At 67.5% G+C, this 23349-nt stretch carries 17 protein-coding genes and 1 pseudogene; 4 read left to right on the forward strand and 14 right to left on the reverse strand.

Annotation, left to right across the window (positions count from 1 at the left end; translation table 11 throughout):
- Positions 1–92: 92 nt before the first annotated feature.
- From Ate02nite_RS26700 to soxR, 5 genes are all read right to left on the reverse strand, one after another.
- Positions 93–866, reverse strand: coding sequence for an intradiol ring-cleavage dioxygenase (locus tag Ate02nite_RS26700; RefSeq protein ID WP_203810236.1), 774 nt, complete (start codon positions 864–866; stop codon positions 93–95).
- Positions 867–965: 99 nt separating this feature from the next.
- Positions 966–1097, reverse strand: coding sequence for a hypothetical protein (locus tag Ate02nite_RS49735; protein WP_307873290.1), 132 nt, complete (start codon positions 1095–1097; stop codon positions 966–968).
- A complete protein-coding gene (locus tag Ate02nite_RS26705) occupies positions 1061–1276 on the reverse strand; it encodes an SGNH/GDSL hydrolase family protein (RefSeq protein WP_307873291.1) in 216 nt (71 codons plus the stop codon). Before Ate02nite_RS26705 ends, Ate02nite_RS49735 begins: the two co-directional genes overlap by 37 nt.
- A 123-nt stretch (positions 1277–1399) precedes the next feature.
- Positions 1400–1819 carry a hypothetical protein gene (locus Ate02nite_RS26710; RefSeq protein WP_203810238.1) on the reverse strand — a complete coding sequence of 140 codons (420 nt, stop codon included), beginning with the start codon at positions 1817–1819 and terminating at the stop codon, positions 1400–1402.
- Between the two features lie 172 nt (positions 1820–1991).
- Positions 1992–2387: a redox-sensitive transcriptional activator SoxR gene (soxR, locus tag Ate02nite_RS26715; protein ID WP_239147708.1), complete on the reverse strand. Its 396-nt coding sequence runs from the start codon at positions 2385–2387 to the stop codon at positions 1992–1994.
- A gap of 54 nt (positions 2388–2441) precedes the next feature.
- On the opposite strand from soxR, the pseudogene Ate02nite_RS26720 reads away from it, so the two are divergent.
- The 3 genes and pseudogenes from Ate02nite_RS26720 to Ate02nite_RS26725 form a co-directional block, all read left to right on the forward strand.
- Positions 2442–3278: pseudogene (locus Ate02nite_RS26720) on the forward strand (NAD(P)H-binding protein); the annotation flags it as partial.
- 6 nt (positions 3279–3284) lie between these two features.
- Complete coding sequence (locus Ate02nite_RS48955; RefSeq protein ID WP_275422963.1) at positions 3285–3665, forward strand: nuclear transport factor 2 family protein; 381 nt, start codon at positions 3285–3287, stop codon at positions 3663–3665.
- Positions 3666–4543: 878 nt separating this feature from the next.
- Positions 4544–5680 (forward strand): Scr1 family TA system antitoxin-like transcriptional regulator, encoded by a 1137-nt coding sequence (locus Ate02nite_RS26725; RefSeq protein ID WP_203810242.1) that lies wholly within the window; start codon positions 4544–4546, stop codon positions 5678–5680.
- Positions 5681–5894: 214 nt separating this feature from the next.
- Here the strand turns inward: Ate02nite_RS26725 and Ate02nite_RS26730 are convergent, their stop codons facing one another.
- From Ate02nite_RS26730 to Ate02nite_RS26755, 6 genes are all read right to left on the reverse strand, one after another.
- The gene (locus tag Ate02nite_RS26730; RefSeq protein ID WP_203810244.1) at positions 5895–6281 is read right to left on the reverse strand and encodes a hypothetical protein; all 387 of its coding nucleotides are present in this window, start codon (positions 6279–6281) and stop codon (positions 5895–5897) included.
- An 84-nt stretch (positions 6282–6365) separates the two neighbouring features.
- Positions 6366–8195 (reverse strand): tetratricopeptide repeat protein, encoded by a 1830-nt coding sequence (locus Ate02nite_RS26735; protein ID WP_203810246.1) that lies wholly within the window; start codon positions 8193–8195, stop codon positions 6366–6368.
- A gap of 760 nt (positions 8196–8955) precedes the next feature.
- Positions 8956–10200 carry an SGNH/GDSL hydrolase family protein gene (locus Ate02nite_RS26740; protein ID WP_203810248.1) on the reverse strand — a complete coding sequence of 415 codons (1245 nt, stop codon included), beginning with the start codon at positions 10198–10200 and terminating at the stop codon, positions 8956–8958.
- Between the two features lies 1 nt (position 10201).
- Positions 10202–13135 carry a glycosyl hydrolase 115 family protein gene (locus Ate02nite_RS26745; protein WP_203810251.1) on the reverse strand — a complete coding sequence of 978 codons (2934 nt, stop codon included), beginning with the start codon at positions 13133–13135 and terminating at the stop codon, positions 10202–10204.
- Positions 13132–14412, reverse strand: coding sequence for an SGNH/GDSL hydrolase family protein (locus Ate02nite_RS49515; protein ID WP_203810253.1), 1281 nt, complete (start codon positions 14410–14412; stop codon positions 13132–13134). The genes Ate02nite_RS26745 and Ate02nite_RS49515 overlap by 4 nt, the downstream gene beginning before the upstream one ends.
- Positions 14413–14428: 16 nt before the next feature.
- Complete coding sequence (locus Ate02nite_RS26755; RefSeq protein WP_239147709.1) at positions 14429–15124, reverse strand: polysaccharide deacetylase family protein; 696 nt, start codon at positions 15122–15124, stop codon at positions 14429–14431.
- Between the two features lie 260 nt (positions 15125–15384).
- Here Ate02nite_RS26755 and Ate02nite_RS26760 point away from each other — a divergent pair, with 260 nt between their 5' ends.
- Positions 15385–16371: an endo-1,4-beta-xylanase gene (locus tag Ate02nite_RS26760; RefSeq protein WP_239147710.1), complete on the forward strand. Its 987-nt coding sequence runs from the start codon at positions 15385–15387 to the stop codon at positions 16369–16371.
- Positions 16372–16423: 52 nt separating this feature from the next.
- On the opposite strand, the gene Ate02nite_RS26765 is transcribed toward Ate02nite_RS26760, so the two are convergent.
- Genes Ate02nite_RS26765 through Ate02nite_RS26775 form a run of 3 tightly spaced genes read right to left on the reverse strand, consistent with a single transcriptional unit; the run spans position 16424 to position 23202 of the window.
- Complete coding sequence (locus Ate02nite_RS26765) at positions 16424–17557, reverse strand: lytic polysaccharide monooxygenase auxiliary activity family 9 protein (RefSeq protein WP_203810257.1); 1134 nt, start codon at positions 17555–17557, stop codon at positions 16424–16426.
- A gap of 11 nt (positions 17558–17568) precedes the next feature.
- The gene (locus Ate02nite_RS26770) at positions 17569–20496 is read right to left on the reverse strand and encodes a glycoside hydrolase family 48 protein (protein ID WP_438871255.1); all 2928 of its coding nucleotides are present in this window, start codon (positions 20494–20496) and stop codon (positions 17569–17571) included.
- Positions 20497–20529: 33 nt separating this feature from the next.
- Positions 20530–23202 carry a cellulose binding domain-containing protein gene (locus Ate02nite_RS26775; RefSeq protein WP_203810258.1) on the reverse strand — a complete coding sequence of 891 codons (2673 nt, stop codon included), beginning with the start codon at positions 23200–23202 and terminating at the stop codon, positions 20530–20532.
- Positions 23203–23349: the final 147 nt, after the last annotated feature.

Below are 23349 nucleotides of genomic sequence, written 5' to 3' on the forward strand. Positions count from 1 at the left end.
ATCCTCGCCCGCGGGCGGTGCCCGGTCGTCAGACCTCAGAACGACGCCATGGCCGTACTGATCTCGGGGAAGGTCCGGATATCGCCTCAGGGTCACACGCCGACGGTCAGAGCGATGCTGAAGCCCTTGGTTACCGAGCCGGTTACCGAGGCCATCTCCTGGGTGTAACCGTCGGAGAAGACGTTGTCGGTCTTCAGGCTGACCTGGGCCAGGTTCTTCTTGCTGGCGCTGTAACCGGTGGTGGCGTAGACCTTCGAACAGACGTCGGCGGGCAGCGCGACCTGGGAGGTGTGCAGCTTGTTCTTCACGCTCGACGCCTTGGCCAGGCTCGGGTAGACCTCGAAGTGGATGTGCGGCCACCGGCCCGAATAGCAGGCGGGGAAGACGCTGAGGAAGGTCACCCAGCCGTTGCTGTTGGTGGCCTGGATCCCCCGCAGGTAGTTCTCCGCGGTGACACCCTTGCCGTACAGCGAGTAGAGACCGTCGCGGTTGCAGTGCCAGAGGTAGACCGCGAGGCCCGCGGCCGGCTTGCTGGTCGAGGCGGTGAGCAGCTTCAGCTTGATGGCCACCGGGATGCCCTTGGCCACCCCGGTCGCCGTGCCGAAACTCTTACGGATGTTGCTGCGCACGATGCCCGACTTGGTGAGCACGTTCGGCCCGTTGGAGCCATCACCGGGGTACGGTCCGGCGGTCTCCTCCGGGATCGTCTTGAGCGCCGCGTCGGCCGGCGAGGCCAGCGCGCCGACGGCCAGGGCCGCCACTGTGGTGCCTGCCGCCACCCCGAGTAGTCGCCGCCGGTGCATCAGCGGAATGTCGTGGGACAGGCCCATGTCGTGGTCGTGAAGTTCCTCGTGCTCGCTGTTCATTGTGGGTCTTTCCGCTTGGCTCGTACGGCTTTTGCCGCACAACGGAACGATCGGCAGCCCGCCCGGCCGGCTAAGCCGGCCGGGCGGCTCGACGGAGAACTACGGCGTCAGCCAGCGCAGCGGGACCGCGGCGGCCAGGGCGGCGTAGCCGGTGGGGTTGAAGTGCAGGTGGTCGCCGCTGTCGTAGGCCGGGTTCAGCTGGCGTGGGGTGGCCGGGTCTCGGGCTGCCACGTCGACATCCCGGTCCAGGCGGGCCAGGACACTGGGGCCAGGCCGTCGTTGAGGATTCGGTTGCCGCCGGCGGCCTGGTTGAGGATGGCTATTCGCTGGCGGCGGGCGAACAGCTGGTCGGGCCAGCGGTCGTTGCCGTTAGTTGTCGAACCTCGGCCGTCGGTCAAGGAGTCGCCCACTACGGATCCGAGTTGAGTGCACTCGATCATGCCCGGGGGCGCCTCGTCAGACTCTCGCTGCGCCGTGGCCAGCACCGTCATGATTAAGGCGGCTCACTTATTTGCACTCAAGCGTCTTGCGAATTACCTCTTTTCGGCATCAGCGTTCACAACAGCCATCCACCCCTCCGCCTCGTAGGGAACATAACCAATTACACTGCTGAACGGCTGACGCCATTCACGTTCGTTGAACCACTGCGGAGACTCTTTGACGACCCAATCTTCAATGACCCACGGAACTCTCCACCACCCCAGACCTTCACGCTTGCAGACTAGGGCGATCCTTATTGGACCTTCGTAGTCCTTCTTGGTTGCGACGATAAATACGCGCTTACCGAAGAGTGGCCAGCCCACGTGGCCGTTGTTGTCGTTGGCTGTTTCTCGGAGAAGAGGTGCCAGGCTTGCCGTGACCTCCCGCAGGGCATCGTCCGCCGAGCGGATGTTGCCATCAGCGTCTAGGTAACGCTGTTCGGGACGGACCCATCCGACGTAGTCGATCAGCACCTCCAACGCTGTCCTGCGCGCTCAGACGTCGCCCTCACTCGATCGCCGCAAGGATTGCCGCGGCGGGTCCGGCCGCGTCATGCAGGGAGCCAGAATGGTTGTGGCCGATGGCGTCGAGAACCCGGCGTAAACGCGGCCGAATCGGACTGGGACAGGAACAGCCTGACGATGGTCAGGTGACCAGTCTGCAGGTGTCGAACGACAGGCAGCCGCAGCCTGCGCAGGCCGTGAACTGCGTCCGGTCGCGTTCCAGGCGGGCGATGCGTTCGTCGACGGCCTTGCCCCAGCATTGGGAAGCTCGTTGCCAGAACGCGCGGGTCGGGGCGATGCCCTCGGGCAGGAACGCCAGGACCTCGCTGATCTGAGCGAGGGTCATGCCGACGCGCTGCGAGGCTCGAACGAACGCCACGCGGCGCAGCGCGTTGTCGTCGTAGCGGCGCTGGTTGCTGGCGGTGCGATGGCTGGTGATCAGGCCCTGCCGCTCGTAGAAGCGCAGTGTCGAGGCGGGCGCGCCGCTCCGGCGTGACAATTCGCCGGTCGTGAGCATCGGCATGGTGTCGGCCGTCACCAGGTCAGCGTAGCGCTTGACGTGAACCTTAGTTCACCACGAAGCATGGCCGTCATGACAGACACCGAGCAGGCCCTGGTGATCGGGGCGAGCGGCAACATCGGCCGGCACGTGGTGCGGATGCTGCGTGACCGAGGTTTGGCGGTACGCGGGCTGGCCCGCGACGTGAGCGACCTGCCCGAGGGCGTCGACCGGGTCAGGGCGGACGTGCGGGACCTCGGCGCGCTTCGCGCCGCTGTGCGGGACGTCGACGCGGTACTGCTGGTGTGGCCCTTCATGGCGGCCGACGGCATCGACGAGGTCGCGGCCGTGATCGGCCGGCCGGGGCGGCGGGTCGTGTACGTCTCGGCGATGAGTGTGCGCGATGATGCCCCGCCCGAGCGCAACGGCGTGTGGGGCCAGGTCGAGGACGCGGTCCGGCGCAGCGGCGCCGACTGGACGTTCTTGCGGGCGAGCGGTTTTGCGACGAACACCCTGCAGTGGGCGCCGGCGATCCGGGCCGGGCGCCCGGTGCGGATCCCGTATCCGCATGCGGCTCGGTCGCTCATCGACGAGCGGGACATCGCTGACGTCGCGGTCCTGGCCATGACCTCGCCCGGCCACGCCGGGCGTGCCTATGCCCTCACCGGGCCGGCGGCGGTCACCCAGGCCGAGCAGGTACGGCTGATCGGGGCGGCGGCCGGTCGACCGGTGCCGGTCGAGGAGGCCGGACACGACGAGGCCCGGGCGGAAATGCTGAGCTGGGCTGATCCCGGCTTCGCCGATGCCGCCCTGGCGTACTGGGCCTCGTTGGTCGCCACGCCCGAGCCGGTGACCGACACGGTACGGGAGTTGACCGGATCGCCGGCCCGGTCGTTCGCGTCGTGGGCCGGTGACCACGCTGCCGACTTCCGTCCGCTGCCGGTCGAGGAGGTCGCCCGGCGCTACGTCGAGGCGTTCCGCGCCGGGCGGATGGACCGCGCGGTGACCCTGACCGACCCCGGCCTGGTCCGGATCGCGCCCGCCGAGACCGGTGGCGAGCGCCTGGAGTTGGGCGGTCTGCCCGACATCATGGCCAACGCCGAGCGGCTGACCGCGGACCTGGAGATCCACACCGAGACCGTCGAGGGCCCGTTCGTCGGCGGCGATCGCTTCGTGGTCCGGTTCACTTTCGATCAGACTCACAGCCCGACCGGGCGGCGCGCCGAGGCGACGAAACTGTCTCTGTACACCGTTGCCGGCGGCGCGATCGTCCGCGAGGAGGTCAGCTACTTCGATCCCCCGACCCCGCCGCGCTGAACGGCACGGCTCCGGCCGGAGCGGCTCGCGACGGCCGGGAAGCCGTCCACGAACTGCACGAGCCAAGATCGGGTGTACGGATTTGCCGCGATCCGCGTGCTGGCTGGCTGCGGTGAGTGATGAATGGGAGCTGGTATTTCGCTTGTGTCGTTCCGGTCTTGCCGGGCCGGCGCGAACGACTGCACCGTGGCGGCTACCTGACTCGCCGTGAGGCGATCGCCGCCCGGGACGGCCTGCTCGGTGACGGAGACACGGTCACCGCCGAAGGCTGGACGATGCAGCCGTGGTTGCGGTACTGGTTGACCACCCGCACGAGGATCCGCCCGATTGGTGGCATCGGGGCCGGAGGCCTCACTCCGGACATACCAGGAGCCTGGCGCGGCATCGGGGTCGCCCACCGAGGCCGCAACCGGCTCGCTGCCCCTTCTGTCGTGCTTCGGGCAAAACCGCTGTATTGCGGCAGGCATCGCGCGCCCGTCGGCGCGGGGGCTCCTGTCCGTGCCCGCCGCGCTGATGCCGCGCGCACGGATCTGTTTGAGCCGGATGCCCGGCTGATGATCGTCGCTGCTGACGGAATCCGGTGGGCTGGGGAGGTGGGCGAGCCGCGATGACTCACCCATCGGCCGGCGCGTACTTCGCAATGTGCCACATGGCACCTTGAAACATGGCGGAACACCCGAAGACTTTGATTGACTGGTTGCAGCTGTTCGGAGAGGGCCGAGAGGGTCCGAACGGCACTTGGCGGCAACCGAGTGCCGTAGAGGCGCCCAAAGCGCTCCTTTTCGGAGTTCCACCTTCCGATCATGGGCTCGACAACACATCATCTCCGTAGGTACGCGACTTCGCTGGCTGCAGTTCGCAGCCAGCGAAATTGCACAATGGAGTTTCACTCCATCGTCTCGACGTTGAAGGACCTCATGGCTGAGGATGACTCGCCCACCGTTGCGCGACGTCGCGTGCGCATTGCGCTGCGCGAGGCGCGCGAGGCGGCCGGGTTTGCGCAGAGCGAGGTCGCCGAGGAGATGGAGTGGAGCCTAAGCAAGGTCATCCGGATCGAGAACGGCGATGCGAGCATCGCTCCGAATGACTTAAGGCCACTGCTGGCGTATCTGAATGTGAAGGACAGGGCGCAGGTCGCCACTCTGATCGAGTCGGCGAAGATCGCGCGGACGCGGCAGCGGCAGGCCTGGTATCAGACGCCGGAGTATCGCCAGTCCCTCACCGATCCGCTGCACAAGCTGATCGAGTACGAGGCCGAGGCGGCCTCGATCCAATTCTCGGTGTTCCACATACTCGGCTCGTTGCAGATCATGGAGCACCCCTCCGTGCTGATCGACATGTGGAGCGAGGATCTCGAGCAGAGCGGGTACCGCTTGCAGGCGCGGAAGTTGCGGCGTGACGCGGCTCTCGGCCGGGTGGGCCTATCGCGGATGACCGCGCTCTTCGACGAGTCGGCGTTCCGCACGCGGGTGGCCGGGACGGCTGTGCCGCGAGCACAGTTGCAGGAGCTGATCCGGATGTCCGAGATCGCCATGCGGGCGGTGCGAATGGTCCCATTCTCGACACCGGTAGCGATGTCCTACAACGCCAGGTTCGACAATCTCTTCCTCGCCGACGATGGTGACCTGTCCTGCGCGGTGATGTATCGCGAGACGGGCACCACCGACGAGATCCTCGAGGACGCCGCGGTTGAAGACGGGAGGTGCGCGGCATCACCTCACCGGACGCCGCAAGCCCTCGATTCGACCGCTATAAAAAGCTCTGGAACGCAGCCCGCAATGAAGATGACACAATCGCCTTTATTGCGAGCGGTATTCGCAAGTTGGTGTGACCAAAAGTCACTCTATAGACCAATCCAGAGAATCTTATTTCACCAGACAAGTAAGCTGACTCGGAAGGTCAGGGTTAACAGCCGTGGCGATCCAGTTGATCGCCGCACTAATCTTCGTAGTATTTTCCCTCGTGATAGTTCTCGGCTTCGCGGACCGCCAATCGAAGCAGTCCGCCGGACGTAACTGGAGGCTAATCCTCCAGGTCGCCCGACTCCTGAGAATTGAGTTCATCATGGGTGAGCGAAGCGACGTGCGGCAAGAGGGCAAGGTTCCCGACAAATCCGTCGGCAGCACCGAGCCAGGTACTTTGAAAAATGCTCCGGCACTCTCGGAGGGCGAAATAGGCAAGACGAAAGACGTCGGGCCAGCGAACTAGATCTGACGGGTGGGTGACCTGCTATTCGAGCGGGTCACCCACTAACTTTGAAACCTCGCCAGCCGTCCGGCAAGATTGTCGCCACGCCGTTTCGCCGCGCGGGCCGGCGCCGTGGATGACCAGGATGGTTGTGATTGTCTTGCTGTCGGCGGGTTCGGGAAGTGACTTCTCCGAAGAGCCGATGTGGGGATGAGAGCCGGTCACGCTGGAGTTCGTTGACGTTCCCTGGTGTCCTCCCGAACCCGGCGCCGTCGCCGTGGTGGCGTCGTTGAGCATCTGCCGGTAGACGATGTCGGACAGACGCCGTTTCAGCGCCCGCATCGCTTCCATCGACGTCTTCCCGGCTGCTTTCTTGCGGTCGAAGTAGGCGCAGCCTTCGGTGGGATTGCGCAGCTGGACGGTGGCCATGATGTGCAGGACCCGGTTGATCGGCCGGTTCCCAGCCCGAGAGTGCCGGCCACCCGGATAGGGACGCTGCTGGACTTGCTATAGCTATTCGGCGTCCCTGATCAGCTGGAGCGCTGCGGCAAGTCTCTCGGCATGGATGGCTGGCCGCTGGTTGGCCAGCGTGACGGCCTCGCGGCCGGCGGCTTTTGCCTCGGCGGGACAGTCAGCCATCAGGAGCCACGTACCGTGATCGACGAGGACGTCGATCAGCTCACCCGTGTACGCGGCGGGGTAGGTGGCGACCAATGTCCGGTATGCCGCGAGCGCTTCCGCGCTCCGGGCGACGGCATCGATCGGCCGGTCGGCACGCGCCAGGAAATATGCGTGGCTCTTGACCGCCTGGGCGAAGTCATGCCGATACGCATCCGGATTGCGGTCGGCGAGTTCGCGGTAGATATCCACCACCTCGGCGCTGGCCCGCACCGCTTCTTGCGGCATCTCTCCGTCGTCCAGGTAGAGCGCGTAGTTGGACAAGGCATGCGCCAGGCTGGTGTTGTCAGCTCCCGGGCATGCCTCGACGACCCGACGGACAAAGTTGATCGTATCGGCGTAAACCTTCGGTTGTATCTCCAGTTGGCCAGCCTTCGCTCTCCAGGCGAGTTGGTTGATCATGGCGTGCACGAGGATGGGAAGGTATTCGTCCGGGTCGTCGTCCCCGAGTTGCACGAGCACCGCGATCGCGCTCTCGTTGATCTTTCCCGCGCTCTCGAGCAGTCCGAGTTCGGCCTGGTTGACTGCGAAGTTCACTCCGTTGATGACCAACTCACCCCGGTACCTGCCGGGGTCGGAGGCTTCCAGCGCCTCATAGATCTCGATGGCTTGACCCCAAGACTGGCTGGCGGCCAGACGGCGATTTGTCTCTGCAAGCCGCTGCGCGTGCAGGGCCAGCCACGCCGCACGCTTGGGCCGTGGGGTCTCGGAGCTGTGCTGGTCGATCACCATCCGAGTGAGGAATACGCCGACGTCCTTCAACTCGTCCGATGGCGTGGACAGGCTCAGCGCAAGCTCTTCCAGTCGAGGCAGGTCGATCACGACACGGCTCAGAAGGTTCGCGACCAACGGGGCGAATTGCCCGGGAAATCGTGGAGCTACGCGTAGCGCGGCGCCGGCCATGGTGACCGGGTCAGTACGCAGGACCGCCTTGATCAGCTCACTGCCCGGGTCCGCGCGACCCAGCACGGTCAATGCCCGTTCAGCTTGCGTGGGCGAGGCGCCGGCCAGGGCGGCCTCCAGATCAGCCGGTTCCATCGCGGTGAGTACCTCAACGGCAAGGCACTCCGCGAGCAGGTCAGGCTGAAGCGTTCCGAGGAATTCTCCGGATTGTTCGTCCGCCGGGTACATCTCCGAGAGCCATCGTTGCCACACCAGCGGTTGGTCACCCTCAAGTCGCCGCCCGAGACCGGCCAGCTCAAGGACATCGGAGGCGCCGAGCAACGTGGCCACGGTTACCGACCGGCGGAGTACCTCGTCCGCCAGTCCGACGTCACCTGGCAAGGCGAGTCCGGCGCGGTGGGCGCTGGTTCGCCAGTAGCGCGCCTCATGCAGCAGCAGCTCCGACAGCACATCAGGTCGACGTTGTTGGTCACCGGTGCCGTCCAGAACCGAAAGAAGGGCAGCTGCATGTAGACGCAGTACCGATGTGGCGGCCGGGTACGGCGGGAAGCGGAGCCGGCCGGGCACCTCGATTCCCAGTTCGGCGCCGAACTGGGTCGCAGCGCTGTAAAGCATCTCGCCCGGCTCGAGCTCACCGACGTCGGCGGCCAGTTCGATCACATTGCCCGGCGTCGTGAGGCTGTCCAGGACCATGCCCTGCTCGGGATAAGCGGCTGAAAGGGACGTCCACCACGGACCGGCGGTACGTGCGATCAGCAGCATCCGAACGCGGTTCTCCCTCTCCCCCGCCGCGGTGTAAATGAGCTCGGCGAGATACCGCGGGTCGCGCGACTCGGCGTAGTCGATGATCAGTAGGAGCGGGCTGTTGTCGTCGCGGCTCGAGAGATATTCGGTCGTTGCGGCCTCGCGCCCAAGAGCAATTGACAGCTGCTCCCCACTTTCGCGGTCTGGACGTCACACGGGACGCGAACTCGCGGGCCAGCCGGGTTTTCCCAAAGCCGCCTGGCGCCGCGAGCAGACGAACCGGTGCAGCGTCGGGGTCGTCCGCCCACTCGGTGAGCAGCAGCAACTCCTCCGCACGGCCGAAGAACCGGACGACCGGCCAGGCCGGATGTAGCAGCCACACCACTGAGCGGTGCAGCTCACCCACCCGCAGCCCCTCGATGTCGTGGCGAGGGCGATCGCGACCACGAAATAGCTCGACGATGGTCGGAGCGAACGTGCCGGCCAGAGTAGCGACCGCACCGGTGACCACGGCAGCCGGCGCCTTGCCATCCGCGACCAACGCGAGGACGGCAACGACGGCAACCGCGCCCACCACTCCGCCCACGAGCAACCGCGCCAACCACCCGACTCGGCGAGACGTCACGCGAAAACGGTACTCGCACCGATCCACGAGTCCGTGTTCTCGCCAGGGACGTTCATCGATAGATGGCCGGCGACCCCTTGTGTTCTCGGCGTGGGCGGATTGGTCAGGGAGCCGGGCGTGCGTGGCGGCGGGACCGCCCGGCTCGACGGAGAACTACGGCGTCAGCCAGCGCAGTGGGACCGCGGCGGCCAGGGCGGCGTAGCCGGTGGGGTTGAAGTGCAGGTGGTCGCCGGTGTCGTAGAGCGGGTTCAGCTGGCGTGGGGTGGCTGGGTCTCGGGCGGCCACGTCGAAATCGGCTATCTCGTCGAAGATTCGGCCTCGGCGGATTTCTCTGTTCAGGAACTGGCGGGAGGCCTCTCGCAGGCCGTCGGGATCGTCGTAGCCGGTGTTGCCGCCGAACGGGGTTATCGTCGCGCCGTAGACCGTTATGTCTCTGGCATGTGCTCGCTCTGCTATCTGGGTGAAGGCGAACAGCAGGTCGTCGGTCACCTGCTTCTGGGCGGCCGGCGTCGCTGCGGCCGTGCCTATGTCGTTCACGCCCTCGAACAGGAGCATGCGGTCTACGCCGCCGGTGGCCAGAACATCCCGGTCCAGGCGGGCCAGGACGCTGGGGCCCAGGCCGTCGTTGAGGATTCGGTTGCCGCCTGCTGCCTGGTTGAGGATGGCTATGCGCTGGCGGCGGGCGAACAGCTGGTCGGGCCAGCGGTCGTTGCCGTTGGTGGTGGAGCCTCGGCCGTCGGTCAGCGAGTCGCCGACTATCGCCAGCGCCGGCGCGCCGGCCAGGACCTCTACGCCGCTGATCAGGTACCAGTGGTCGGCGCGGGTTGCGGTGGGCAGGTCCGGAGCGGTCAGCAGGTTGCCTTTGACCAACCATGACGACGTACGGGAGCCGGGGTGTGAAGTTAGATTCAGGGTGGCCTGGCCGTCGGCCAGATAGACCGTGATGGACAGGTTTTCGCCGGTGTGCACCGGGAGGGCGACCGGGTCCGAAACCACCTGGGCTCCTACCGGGACCACCACTCCGGGGCGGCCGCCGAAGGTCAGTGGACGGAGGCTGCCGGGGACCACCCCAGGAACCCCGGCCAGCCCGTCCGTGGGGCGGCCCAGTGCGGCCGCGGTGATCGGCAGCGCGGCGCCGCCGAACGCGTTGGAGAAGCGGACCCGCACCCGGGGGCCGCCGATCGTGATGTGCACCGTCTGGCGGAGGGTGGTGTCGGTCAGGACCGACGCCGCACCGGTGAACGGGGCCGGCGGCAGGTTGCCGGGCTCGGTGAGCTGCGGCATCGCCACCCACGTGTGCACCCAGCGGCGGGACGACGAGGCCACCGCCGGGCTGCTGAGGGTCAAGGCGGCCGGAACCGCGGCGCCGCCGACCCCGAGAAGTGTGCGTCTGCGCATGTCAGGCCTTCCGGCTCTCGGGCGGGCCCAGGTAGCTGTACTTGACGCCGCCGGTGTCGACCACCAGGCGCTGGACGATGACGGTCGGGTCCACCGCCCAGAAGGTCACCGTGTGTTTGCCGGGGGCGGCGACGGTGTGGGTCGTGGTGGTGCGGTTGATGTTGTCGGAGGTGTTGCGGGCCCACTGGCGGTTCATCGTCGTGTCGTTGGCGCCGGTTGCCGTGGTCACGTTGACCACCTGCGGGGTGGCGCCGTCCACCGAGATGGCGTATTTCAGGCCGTCGGTCGGGCGGGTGTTGTTGCGCGGTGACAGGTAGGCCGTGATGGTTACCGGGCCGCTGCTGGTCAGGGTGACCGGGTAGTCGAGCCTGCCGGTGCCGTCGAGCGAGACCAGGCCGTTGCCGGTCTTGCCGATGCCGGGCAGCAGCAGCCAGCTGCCGGTCTTGCGGCGGTAGTGGTCGGCCTCGATCGCCACGTAACCGTTGGCCTCCAGGAAGCCGGCCGGCTTCAGCGCGGACCGGGAGACCGACACGGGTACGACCGTGGTGGTGCCGGCTCCGGTGATGGTGACCGGAACCTCGGTGACGCCGAGTGGGGCATGCCGCCAGTCCACGGTGATCACCGGTCGCACCTGGTCACGCACGGTTCCGGCGGACGGGGTCACGCGCAGCCACGGAGCGCCGCTACTGATCGTGTAGCGGAACGGGGTCGTGCCCTTGTTGTAGACCTCGATGTGCTGCGCGGGCAGGCTCTGCCAGGGACTCAGGACCGGCAACGAGGCGAATACGCCCAAGGCCGGCTCGGAAGGGAGGGAAATCCGCTGAAGGTACGGGTAGATCTCGTCGGGCAGCGCCACATTGTTCAGTTCCGGCTGCTGCCACGGCGCGTTCGGGCCGTAGCGGGCGACATTCCCGTACCCGATCTTCGGTTGCAGTTGCCAGTTGTGCCATTTGCCGCCGGCCAGGGTGTTGTTGTAGTAGTCGCTCATCGCCTGATCCTCGGCGAACAACTCCTCGGCCCGGTCGGCCAGCGCATTGGTGGCGGCGCGGCCCTGCGACGCGTACCAGATGTTGGTGAATTCGGCCCGGCGCAGGTCGTAGACGATCGCCGTGTCCTTCAGCGCGTAATAGACGAGCTGATAGAACGCGTCCTGCCAGGCGGCCGGCACTCTTGCGCGCAAACGATCAGCGCGGGAGGCGAGCGCCAGCCATTCCTCGGTGACCCGATCGATCTCGTCGTAGTCGGTGAGGCTGAACGGGGTGGCCTGATCGTCGTAGACGATCGCGGAGGAGTCGGTAGCCGGGTCCTTCGCGGGATCCACCGTGATTCGGCGGTTGAGCAGTTCCGGCTTGCGGCGGGACTGCAATTGCCCGTACTCCTCGAGCACCTCGGCGATCGCCGGCGCGAGTGCCGCGCCGAAGTTCTCGGCGGCGAAAGCCCGGGTCCACTCCCCCAGCCGGCCCACCGGCCAGGCCGACGGGTTCCAGGCGTAGTCGAGGAAGAACTGCAGGGGCAGTTCCTCGTTCTTCAGGTCGCCGACATTCACCGCCCAGAGCCGATCAACCCCGCTGCGGTACGCGAGATGAAGCTGTTCCCAGGTGTTGGTGAGATTGACGGTGTCGGCCCACTTGTAGTTACGCCCGTCGCCGACGTAGTCGAAGTGGTAGTAGATCCCGTAGCCACCGCTGCGGGCCGGCAACGAGGGGTCGGGCAGCTTACGCAGGTTGCCCCAGTTGTCGTCGCAGAAGACCACCGTGACGTCGTCCGGCGGCCGGTAACCCTTGTCCCAGTAGCGCTGCACCTCTTTGTAGAGGGTCTGCACCTGGGGCCGGCCGACCAGCCCGGTGTTCTGCAGAATGGTCCGCTGGCTGTCGATGATGGAGCTCATCAGGTCGATGCCGTCGCCGTCGGGCAGCGACACGTCGCCGTTTCCGCGCATGCCGAGGGTGATGACGCCCTCGATGTTCTCGTCCCGCATGCGTTCGGCGCCGAACTGCCAGTAGGCCTTGATGGCGTCGGCGTTGCGGCGGAAACTCCACTCGCGGGTGCCGGCCGGGTGCCGGTTCCATTCCTCGATGCCGCGCATCATCGGCGCCTCGTGCGAGGTGCCCATCACGACGCCGTACCGGGTGGCGGTGGCGTGGTTGAGCGGGTCGTCCTCGGCGAACGCCCGGCCCCACACGGCCGGCCACAGGTAATTGGCCTTGAGCCGCAGCATGGTCTCGAAGACCTTGGCGAAATAGTCGGCGTTCAGCCCGCCGGGATAGCCGGGCGCCTTACCGGGGCCGAAAAACGAAGGGGCCCAGGTGCCGGTGGCCGGGTTCTCGTCGTTGATGAAGAAACCGCGGTATTTGACCGCGGGCGTGCCCTGGGTGTGCCGGCCGGGCAGCACATAGAGGTTGTCGTGCTGGGCGGCCGGGACGTCGTCCCAGAAATACCACGGCGAGATGCCGATGTTCCGGGACAGGTCGTAGGCGCCGTAAATGGTGCCGCGCTGGTCGCTGCCGGCGATCACGAACGCTCGGCGTACGCCCGGAAGCGGGTTTTCGACGATCTGTTCGATCGTCGTCTCCCACTTGCCGAGGATGCCGGAGACATCCAATTTGCCCCGCGCGATGATCTTGTCGATGAGCGGGCTGCGACCGATGGTGCCGAGAATGATCGGCGGGTTCCCGTCCGAAATGTCCGACCCGGTGACCTTGTGGAGATCGCTGCGCAGGTCCTCGGCCACCCGGACCACGCCGGGGAAATCGGACTCGGACACCAGGACCGGCGCTCCGGCCAGCGCGAATCGCCCGGAACCACCGTGCGTGCTGACATAGCCGGAGGTCTGGTCGGGCGACGAAAAGGCGGACGACGAGGCGGACGCCGGGGACGGCACGGCCAGGACGGCCGGCGTGGCCAGCGCGCCGGCCAGCAGGGACCGCCGCTTCATCGGAAGAACCGCAGCGGTACGGCGGCGGCCATCGCGGCCATGCCGACGTCGTTCGGGTGCAGGTGGTCGCCGGAGTCGTAGGCCGGGTTGAGCCGGATCGGATCGGCCGGGTCGCCCATCGCCCGGTCGAAGTCGATCACCCCGTCGTACTCGCCGCCGGAGCGGATCCACCGGTTGAGCTGCTGGCGCTTGCGCTCGTTCTCGACCGTGTAGAAGCCGAGCGTGTCGTCTTTGAAGGGCAGAATCGTTCCGCCGTACGCCGAGAGTCCGCCCTCGTGCGCCCGGGCGATCAGCTGTCGATGCCCGGCGATCAGGTCGTCCGCACTGACCGCCTCGGACAGCGGCGCGATGGTGCCGGGGTGACCGAGGTCGTTCACGCCGAGCAGCACGATCAGGTATTGCCGGCCGGGCTGGGCCAGTACGTCCCGGTCGAAGCGCTTGAGGCCGTTGACGCCGAAGAAGTTGGCGAACGTCTCGGCGTCGCTGCCGGCCGGCGGGTTCGGGTCGTGCAGCAGGCGGTTGCCGGAGACGCCCAGGTTGGCGATGCCCCGGTCGATCCGGGCCGCGCGCAGCCGCTCGGCGAGCAGGTCGGGCCAGCGGTGGTTGAGGTTGGCGACGGTGTTGGCGCCGTTGGTGATGGAGTCGCCGAGGGTGACGATCGCGGCACCGCCGCGCTTGCGCACGGCCACTCCGGACAGGAACAGGTCCTGCTGCAGGGTGGCGACCGCGGTCACGGTGCGCGCGGCGGTGACGTCACCGTTCGCGATCACGTTGTCCTGGTAGGCGAACGCGGCGAGCGTGGTCACCGTCGTACGCTCCGGGAACCAGATGCTGATCGCCAGGTCTCCCCCGGCGGGCAGGCGAAGCCGGACCGGATCGCTGACCAGCGGCGCACCGGCCGGAATGGTCGCGCCGCCGTGCCCGGAGAAGGTGACCCGGCGGTCGGTGCCGGCGACGGTCGAGGTGCCCTCGGCGCGCAGGGCGACGTGCACGGCCCCGATGTGCAGCGGCGTCGTGCCGAACTCGTTGGTGAGCCGGATGCGCAGCTCGTCGCCGCCGGTGGAGGCGTGCACGACGTGCCGCACGGTCTGCCGGTCGAGGACGGTCGGCGTGCCCCGGACCGGAATGGTGGTAGGGACGGACGCCCAGGTGGCGACCCAATCCCCGGCGGGAGACGAAGCGGCCGACGGAGAAGCCGAGGCCGGGGAACTGGCGGCGACGGCGCCGGCGGCGGTCCCGGCGGTGAGGGCGAGCAGTTCGCGGCGGGTGGTGGACATCAGGCGACCTCCGTTGTCAGCCGCGGCGCTGCGGCAGGGTGAAGCGCCAGCCCTGGGCGCGCAGCTCGGGAATGATCTGGTCGACGGCCGCGACGGTCTGGCTGCGGTCACCGCCGCCGTCGTGCATGAGCGCGACCGCGCCCGGCGTGATCCGGTCCCGGATCCGCTGGGCCAGCACGTCGGTGCCCGGCGGAACCCAGTCCTCGATGTCGAAACGCCAGCCCAGCGGCTGCATGCCCAGGTCGGCGGCGACCTGCGGGGACTGTCCCCAGGCGCCGTAGGGCGCCCGGAAGTAGGCGATGTGCGCCCACGGCACGGCCTGGTGGATGAGCTTGCTGGTCTCGGCCAGGTCGGCCCGGATCTGCGCCGGGGTCAGGGCGCTCAGGTCGTCGTGGTGCAGCGAGTGGTTGCAGAGGGTGTGGCCCTCGGCGGCGATCCGCCGGACCACCTCGGGATGAGCCTTGACCTGGTCACCGACGAGGCAGAAGACCGCCTTGACGTGGTGCTTCCGGAGCACCTTGAGCAGGGCCAGGGTGTCGGGCGGGTTGGGGCCGTCGTCGAAGGTGAGGCTGAAGACGTTGCCGTGGCCTCTCGCCGTGTCGACGATGGCCGCGGTCGGCCCGCCGTGAGCGAGGGCCGGGGACGAGATGGCGGTCAGGGTGCCGGTCGCCGTGACGGCGGCGAGCAGGCAGCGAAAAAGGAAGCGGGACACGTGGAACCCCCGGGAGGACGGTCGGAAGTTTCGGAAACATGTCAGCCGAACATTCGTAACGTAGAGGCGTCGATCTATGCCGTCAAGCCTTGTTCGAGTTGATCTTCTATGGATTTACGTCATTGACGTGGGCGCCTGCGGCAACGAAGCTTTCCGGAAGTTACCGCAACTTTCGGTTCCACCACCGGAGGGAACGTCAGATGATTTCGATACGTCAAGGACTGGGCGCAGCCGCTCTCGCCGCGCTCACAGTCGTCGGTATGGCCTCTGTGCCGGCATCGGCCGGCGACACCGGGCTGCGGGCCGCCGCCCGCGGCACCGGCACCAAGATCGGCACCGCCGTGGACATGTCGGCGCTCGCCGCCGACGCGCCGTACGCGGCCGCGGTCGCCCGCGAGTTCGACACGGTCACGCCGGAGAACGTGATGAAGTGGGCCGAGGTCGAACCCACCCAGGGCACCTACAACTGGGGACCGGCCGACGACCTGATCAAGTTCGCCCGCAAGAACGGCCAGGCCGTCCGCGGGCACACCCTGGTCTGGCACAGCCAGAACCCGTCCTGGCTGACCGAGGCCAACTTCACCCCGGCGCAGCTGAAAGCCCTGCTGCGCAAGCACATCTTCGACGAGGTCGGGCACTTCAAGGGCCGGATCTGGGCGTGGGACGTGGCGAACGAGGTGTTCAACGAGGACGGCACCCTGCGGGACACGATCTGGCTGCGGGCGCTCGGCCCGAGCTACATCGCGGACGCGTTCCGCTGGGCGCACCAGGCCGACCCGAGCGCCCTGCTGTTCCTCAACGACTACAACGTCGACTGGCTCGGCCCGAAGAGCGACGCCTACTACGCGCTGATCAAGTCGCTGCGGGCGCAGGGCGTGCCGGTGCACGGTTTCGGCCTGCAAGGGCATCTGGGCATTCAGTACGGCCTGCCCGGTAACGTCCTGGAGAACGTGCGCCGCTTCGACGCGCTCGGCGTCAAGACGGCGTTCACCGAGGTCGACATCCGGATGATCATGCCGGCCGACTCGACCAAGGTGCAGGCCCAGGCGGAGGGCTTCGGCCTGCTGCTGCGGGCGTGCCTGCTGGTCCGCAACTGTGTCTCGTACACGGTGTGGGGCTTCACGGACAAGTACTCCTGGGTTCCGGGCGTCTTCCCCACCGAGGGCTCGGCCACGCCGTTCGACGAACAGCTGCAGCCGAAACCGGCGTACGACACCCTGCGGGAGACGTTCCTGCTGGCCAAATAGTCGCAAGGAGCGGGCGGCGGCGCGGATGCGCCGCCGCCCGTCTTTCTTCGGGTTACGCCGTGCTACAGGTCAGGTTGTTGACCGTCGGTGGCGCGGTCCCTGAACCCAGGAACCCGAAGGTGGTGTAGTTGTTCGCGGCTACCGTGCCGTTCCAGCTCGCGTTCTTGACCGTCACCAGCGAACCGCTGGTGGTGGCCGTCCCGCTCCAGAGCTGTGTCACGGTCTGCGACCCGGGGAAGGTCCAGGTCACGGTCCACTTGCTGATCGGTGTGCTGAGCGCGTGCACCATCACCTCGGCCTGGAAACCGCCGGTCCAGGCTCCGGTGATGTTGTACATCGCGGCACAGCCGGTCTCACCGGGTGCGCTGGTGGTGGGCGCGGTCGTCGGCGCCGTGGTGGGCGCCGTGGTGGGCGTGGTCGTCGGCGCGGTGGTGGGCGTCGTCGTCGGAGGTGTGGTCGGCGTGGTCGTGCCGCCTACTCCGGTGACCTCACCGTTGCCGCCGTCGAAGACGACGTCCGAGCAGCCGTAGAACGTCTCGGTGCTGTCCGACCGGGACCACACCGAGTAGATCAGGTGGTTGCCGGACTTGCCGGACGGCAGGGTGGCGTTCCAGTAGTAGTGCCCGGTGTCGGTGCCCGGCCCGCCGTCGGCCGGCGGGTTGGTCGCCTGGTTGAACGGCGTCGGTTCGAGATCGCTCCAGGCCAGCGGCTTGGTCGGGTCGTAACCGTCCTTCGTGATGTAGAGCGAGAACGTGCCCGGGTGCTTGGCCCAGTCGTTGTAGTCGATCTCGATCGTCTTGCCGGCCGTCAGGTGCGTCTTGGGCCAGTCGGTCCGGGCCAGGTTGAAGCCCGTGAAGTTGTACGGACCGCCGGTCCCGCCACTGCACAGCTGTCCGTCCGGCAGGAAGCCGGACACCCGGCCGGCCCCGTCCGAGCGGAGCACGGCGAACCAGTTGTACATCGCGGTGACGCCGCTCTGCGCGACCGCGGCCGCGCACGCCGCGTTCTTCGGCACGATCTCCCCGGTGCTGGTCTTGCCGTCCTGGTAGCAGAGCCAGGTACGGCTGCCCGGCGTCATCATCGTGCCGTGTGCCTCAGCGATTCCGGGCAGGACGAACGCCCCGCCGCCGATGGCGATCAGTGCCGCCACGGCGTACGAAAGCAGTCGCCTTCTGGTTTTTCTCATGGTGCCTCCTCTCAACCGTTCGGGAACAGCCGGGCGAAGTCGGCGTAGCCGGTGGCGACGTCGACCTGAGCCCAGAAGCGGTGGTAGTTGAACGTCGGTGCCGCACCGCCGTTGAGGTACGCCTGGACCTTGGGGAAGTCCGGGTCGTTCTTGTAGAAGGAGCGGATGTCCAGGAAGGACTTTCCGGGGGCGATCACGTCGCCGTTCGGCATCTTGCCGGTCCAGCCCGGCGGGATGTAGAGGCCCTGGCCGGTCGAGGCGTTGTAGACGTCGTCGAACCGGTTGTAGTCGGCGCGGGTCTCGGTGACCGACACGCCCTTGGCGTCCTTCTTCGTCCAGATCGCGTCGAGCAGGTTCTTCGCGGCCGTCTTGGCCGCGGTGTCCCCGGACTTGGCCGCGTAGTAGGTCAGCAGCTTGGCGAACGAGCCCGCCACACCGAGGTCCTGGCCCTTGCTGGTCACCGTCACGTGCAGACCGGTGTTGGCGGTCGGGCTGGCCGGCACCCAGGTGTTGGGCTTGCCGGACCACGACATGTCGGACGGGATGGAGAAGCTGGTGGCGCTGATGGTCGAGTTGGCCAGGGCCCACGGGACCCACTTGTCCAGCACCGACTTGGCTTTGGCGTCACCGGTCGTGTAGTAATACTCGGCCAGCCGCTCCAGCGACCAGGTCTGCATGCCGAACCACTGGTTGGACGGCGGGTCGGCGTAGACCGGGGCCTCGACGTAGGCCAGGCCGTAGAACGTCGGGGTGCCGGACGGCGGCGCCGAGTAGTTGCCGTTCCAGCTGTTGGTGGCACCACCGGCGATGGCACCCTCGGACGACTGCAGCCACTGGTAGAACTCGAGCTGCCGGTTCAGGCTGGCCTGCCAGTCCGCCTTCGCGGTCGCGCCCTTGGGAGCGAACGCACTGACGTTGGACAGGATGTAGGCGGCCATCGGGTTCTGGTAACCGAAGTGGCTCGTGCTCGAGCCGATCCGCCACGCCCAGCCGGCGCTGGTGTCGGTCGCACCGCCCCAGGCGTAGTACCAGGACATCAGGTTGTTGGAGGCGTTCTTGCCGGTGCCCGCCGCGCAGCTGGTCGAGGTGCAACCGGGCTGCTTGAAGTACTTGTCGTAGAACGAGTACCGCAGGTAGTCGCCCATCTTGGCGGCGTTGGCCACCGCGGCGGAGATCTGCGAGCCCTTACCCTGCGCGGTCGCCCAGGTGTACGCCCAGTACGCCGCCTGCACCGCGCGCGAGTCCGCGTCCGGCGCGTTGGTGTACTTCCACTGCTTGGCGTAGCTGGAGTCCTTGGTGAACAGGTCCAGGTAGCCGTTCGGGCCGCCGGCGGTGAACGTGTCGCAGGACGGCTGCGGGACGGTCTCCCACGTCGACTCCTGCTGTCCGCGCTGGAAGGTGTTGATGTACGCGACCCGGGTGGTCTTGTCACCGCAGTGCCCGAAGCCGTAGACGTTGTCGACGTCCAGCAGCCAGTGCATGCCGTAGATGTCGTCGGTGCCGTACGCGCTCTTCAACTCGGACGCGAGCGGGTCGGAACCGACCGAGACGCTGGTGTCCAGCGCCGACGGGTACTGCGACGGCAACGGGTACTCAGCCGCGTAGGTAGCCGGCTTCGACGCGTTGTAGTTCGCGTTGGTGGGCTGGTCGGCGTGCGACGGAATGATGTACTTCTCCATCGTCGACCAGGCCGCGTTGAACGGCGCCCAGTCCTCGGTGGCGTTCCCGTGCTCGGCCTCGAGCCACAGCCAGTAGCTGAACGCCTCGGAGGTGGTCTCGTGACCCTGGTCGGGCGCCTCGTCGATCAGTGTCTCGATCGAGTGGTACGGCACGCCCTCGGGGCTGAAGTAACCGTTGGCCGGGAGCTTGATGTCGTTGTACAGCTGAGTGAACCGGGCGTCGACCGCACCCGCCGTCACCACGTTGGCCTGCACCGAGACGGTCGTGTAACCGGTCGCGGTGGCCGCGAAGGTGGCATTGGTGCCGGCCGCGGCCGCGCTGGTGGCGGCGACCGTGACGGTCTGGCCGGTTGCGTAGTTGGCCGGGGTGAAGGTCAGCGACGCCGGGGTCGCCGACACCGTGGTGACACCGGCGCTGCGCGCGACGGCCACGGTGACGTTCGCGCTCGGCGCCGAGGACAGCGCCAGCTTGTACGTCGAGGTACCGCCGGGCGACACGGTGACGCTGGTGGCGTCCGCGACGATCGCCGGCGAGGTGCTGGCGTCGACGAAGACCGGCACGTCGGCCGTGCTGCTCTTGGTGCCGGCACTGTCGTACGAGACGGCCTGCAGGTGGTACGCGGCGGTCTGGGCCGGCACCCCGCTCCAGGTGTACGCGTACGGCGCGGCCGTATCGGTGTTGATCAGCAGGCCGTCGTGGTAGAACTCGACCTTGCTGATCGTCTGGCCGGTGGCCGCGGTCGCGGTGGCCGCGATCGGGATGCTGGCCGGCGCGGTGTACCGGGTGTTCGCGGCCGGCGACGAGATCGCCACAGTCGGCGCGGCGGCCGCGCCGTTGCACGCGGTGCCGTTGAGGCTGAACGCCGTCGGCACCGGGTTGGCCGTCCCGAAGGTGCCGTTGAAGCCGGTACCCACCGTGGCGTTGGTGCCGATGCTGCCGTTCCAGCTCGCGTTGTTCACCGTGACGTGCGCGCCGGACTGCGTATAGACGCCGTTCCAGCCCTGGGCCACCTTCTGCGCGGCGTCCGGGAAGTCGTACTCGAGCTTCCAGCTGCTCACCGGGTCACCGGAGTTGGTGATCTGGATGTCGCCGGTGAAGCCGCCGGACCACTGGCTCTGCACCTTGTAGACCACGGTGCAGCCGGCCGCCGCTTGGGCGGGGACACCCGCGGCCAGGGCAACGCCGGCACCGAGGACGACGGTGCCACCGACTGCCAGCCCTCGGCGCAAGCGCCTCAGGCGTCTCTCTCGTGGGAGCACGGGGGATTCCTTTCGTGGGGGTTGGGGAGCGACTCAGCTGGACGCTGAGCAGGTGATCGGGGAGGGAACCGGGTTGGTGGTGCCGACCGAGCTCGCCAGGAAGCCGAACGTGGTGGACCCGTTCGCGGCGAGCGTGCCGTTGTAGGAGGCGTTCACGACGCGGACGCCGGTGCCGGTCTGGGTGCCGGTGCCGTTCCAGACCTGCGAGACGACCTGGCCACCGGTGAACGTCCAGCTCACGGCCCAGCTCTTGGTGGCCGCGGAGCCGGTGTTCTGAACGACGACCTCACCCTGGAAGCCGCCGCCCCACTGGCCGGTCACCTTGTAGGTCGCGGTGCAGCCCCCGGTGGCGGGGGTGGTGGGCGACGTGGTCGGTGACGTGGTCGGTGAAGGCGATGACGTGGACGGCGACACCGTCGGCGAGGTGGTGGTCGGCGTCACGGTCGGTGACGTCGTCGGCGCCGTGGTGGCCGTCGTCGTCCGGTCCGCGTAGAAGATGCCGCGGCCGTTGGTGCCCAGGTAGACCCGCCCGAAGACGTTCGGGTCACCGGCGAGTGCGTCGCCGGCGTTGCCGTACTGGTGGGCGTCGTCGTTGATCCGGACCCACGAGGTGCCGGCGTCGTCGGAGCGGAAGACGCCGGTAACGCCGTCGACCGTGCCGACCAGGAAGATCGCCTTGTGCGCTTGGCCCGGGGCGGCCTTGCCGAAGGCGACGTTGATGCCCGAGGTCACCGAGGTGACCTTGGTGAAGGTGACGCCTGCGTCGGTGGATTTGAACAGTCCACTTTCGCCAGAGACCCAAACCTCACCCTCAGTTCCCGGTACGGCCTTCAAGTGCAGCCGGCCAGTGGTGGGCAGCGTTACCGACGACGCGGTGAACGTCGCCCCGCCGTCCTTGCTGGTGTAGAACTTCCCCGCGGCGTACGCGTAGAAGGTCTTGGGGTTGACCCGGTCCGATTCGACGATCGCGCCGGCCGGCAGGCCGGAGGAGGCGGTCCACGAGCTTCCTCGGGTGGTCGAGTAGTAAACCCCGGTTCCCTGCGGCGACCAGACCATGTACCCGGCGTCGGCACCGACCGCGATGGTTCCGCCGCCGGTCACCCCCGACGGCTCTTGACCCTGGTACCAGTTCTTGCCGCCGTCGGAGCTGATCCCGATGTGCGGGGCCGCATCAGCGTTTCCGACTCGCGCGAACACCGTGGGCGTGAGTTCGGCGAAGTCGAGAGACGTGTTGCTGCCCAGCGACGGGGTGTCGTGGAAACTGGCCTGCACCGCGTCGAGCGACGCGTGGTAGAAGCCGCCGATGTCGCCGAGCGCGCTGACCAGCGGCGCACCGGTCGGCGGGGCGGCCAGGTCGAGCACCGCGGTCTCCTCGAGGCCCTTGGCCAGCGGCTTGATCGTGATGGTCGAGCCGGTGTCCCAGTTCGTCAGGTTCGACGTGCTGTAAACGGTGGCGCCGGTGCCGTAGAACAGCCGGTTGGAGTTGAACGGGTCGATCGCGAGGGTCTCGTTCATCCAGCCGAGCTTCGGGGTGGCCTCCGGCGGCTGCGGGTTCTGGTTGAAGTCGAGCCACGGGTTGGCCGAGATGTCGATCGTGTACCGCTTGGACATGCTGGGGTAGCTCGTCCAGTCCCAGGCCCGGGTCCAGGTGGCCCCGTAGTCGGTGCTGCGGAAGAAGATCGCGTCCGGCCACCAGGAGATCTGGGTGGCGACCATCAGGGTGCCGGGCTTGAGCGGGTCGACGGTGAGCCCGGAGTAGCCGTAGTACGCGTCGGCGGCCGGGGTCGGCGTGATGTCGGTCCACGTACCCGTGCTGATCTGGTATTTCCAGACCTGTCCGGCGGCACCGTCGTACGGTCCGCCGGTGTCGCTGGTGGCGATGTAGAGATAGTCGCCCTGCACGACGCCCTTGTGCGCGAGATAGCCGGTTGGCTGGCCGGCGATCCGGGTCCAGGTGGTCCCGCCGTCGGCCGAGGTGTAGACCGGGTTGGCCTTGTCGCCGACGCCGACGAAGATGCGGTTGGCGGCACCGAACGTGACCCAGCTCAGACCCTGGTTCTGGTTGAGGTAGTTGTTGGTGTCGGCCGCGTCCTGCACGTAGTTGCCGGCGTTCGGGAACGCGGTCACCTTGCTGAACGTCACGCCGTAGTCGGTGCTGCGGTAGAGGCCGTTGCCGCCCTCGGCCGCGAAGTACACGTTCTTGTTGTTGTTCGGGTCGACGGCGAGCCGCTCGCCGACGCCGCGGCCGGGCATGTTGCCGCCGTTCTTGAACGGCAGCGTGGTGATCTGCCAGGTGTTGCCCTTGTCCGACGAGCGCAGGATGGCGCCGTTGTTCGGATCCCAGTCGTTGGTGTACATGCCGACCGCCGCGTAGACCCGGTTGGTGTCGACCGGGTCGGGCGCGATGGACAGCACGCCGTTGTAACCCCAGTTGTTCTGGCCGACCCAGTCGAGCAGCGGTGTCCAGCTCTGGCCGGTCTCGTTCCATCGGTAGGCGCCACCGATGTCGGTGCGCGCGTAGATCAGGTTCTTCTCGCCCGGGTTGAAGACGACGGCTGGGACGAAGCCGCCTCCGTCGATCCGGACGTTCTTCCAGTTGTACGGGTCAGCCGCGGCGGCCGAGGCCGTGTTGGGCTGGGCCAGGGCGACCGCCACCGCCCCGACTAACAGGGCGGCGACAGCCCCTCCAAGGGCAAGCCTTCTCATCCGGCACCTTCCATTGACGTACGTGCACATGGGAGCGCTCCCAGAAGCGTCGGGTGCCGGACACATCCCTGTCAAGACCTGGAAACCCGGAGTTGACAATCGTGGATATTTTGGCCGTCCCGGCCCCGGCCGCACCGCGCCTTTGTC

This window comes from Paractinoplanes tereljensis (assembly GCF_016862435.1).
Lineage (GTDB): Bacteria > Actinomycetota > Actinomycetes > Mycobacteriales > Micromonosporaceae > Actinoplanes > Actinoplanes tereljensis.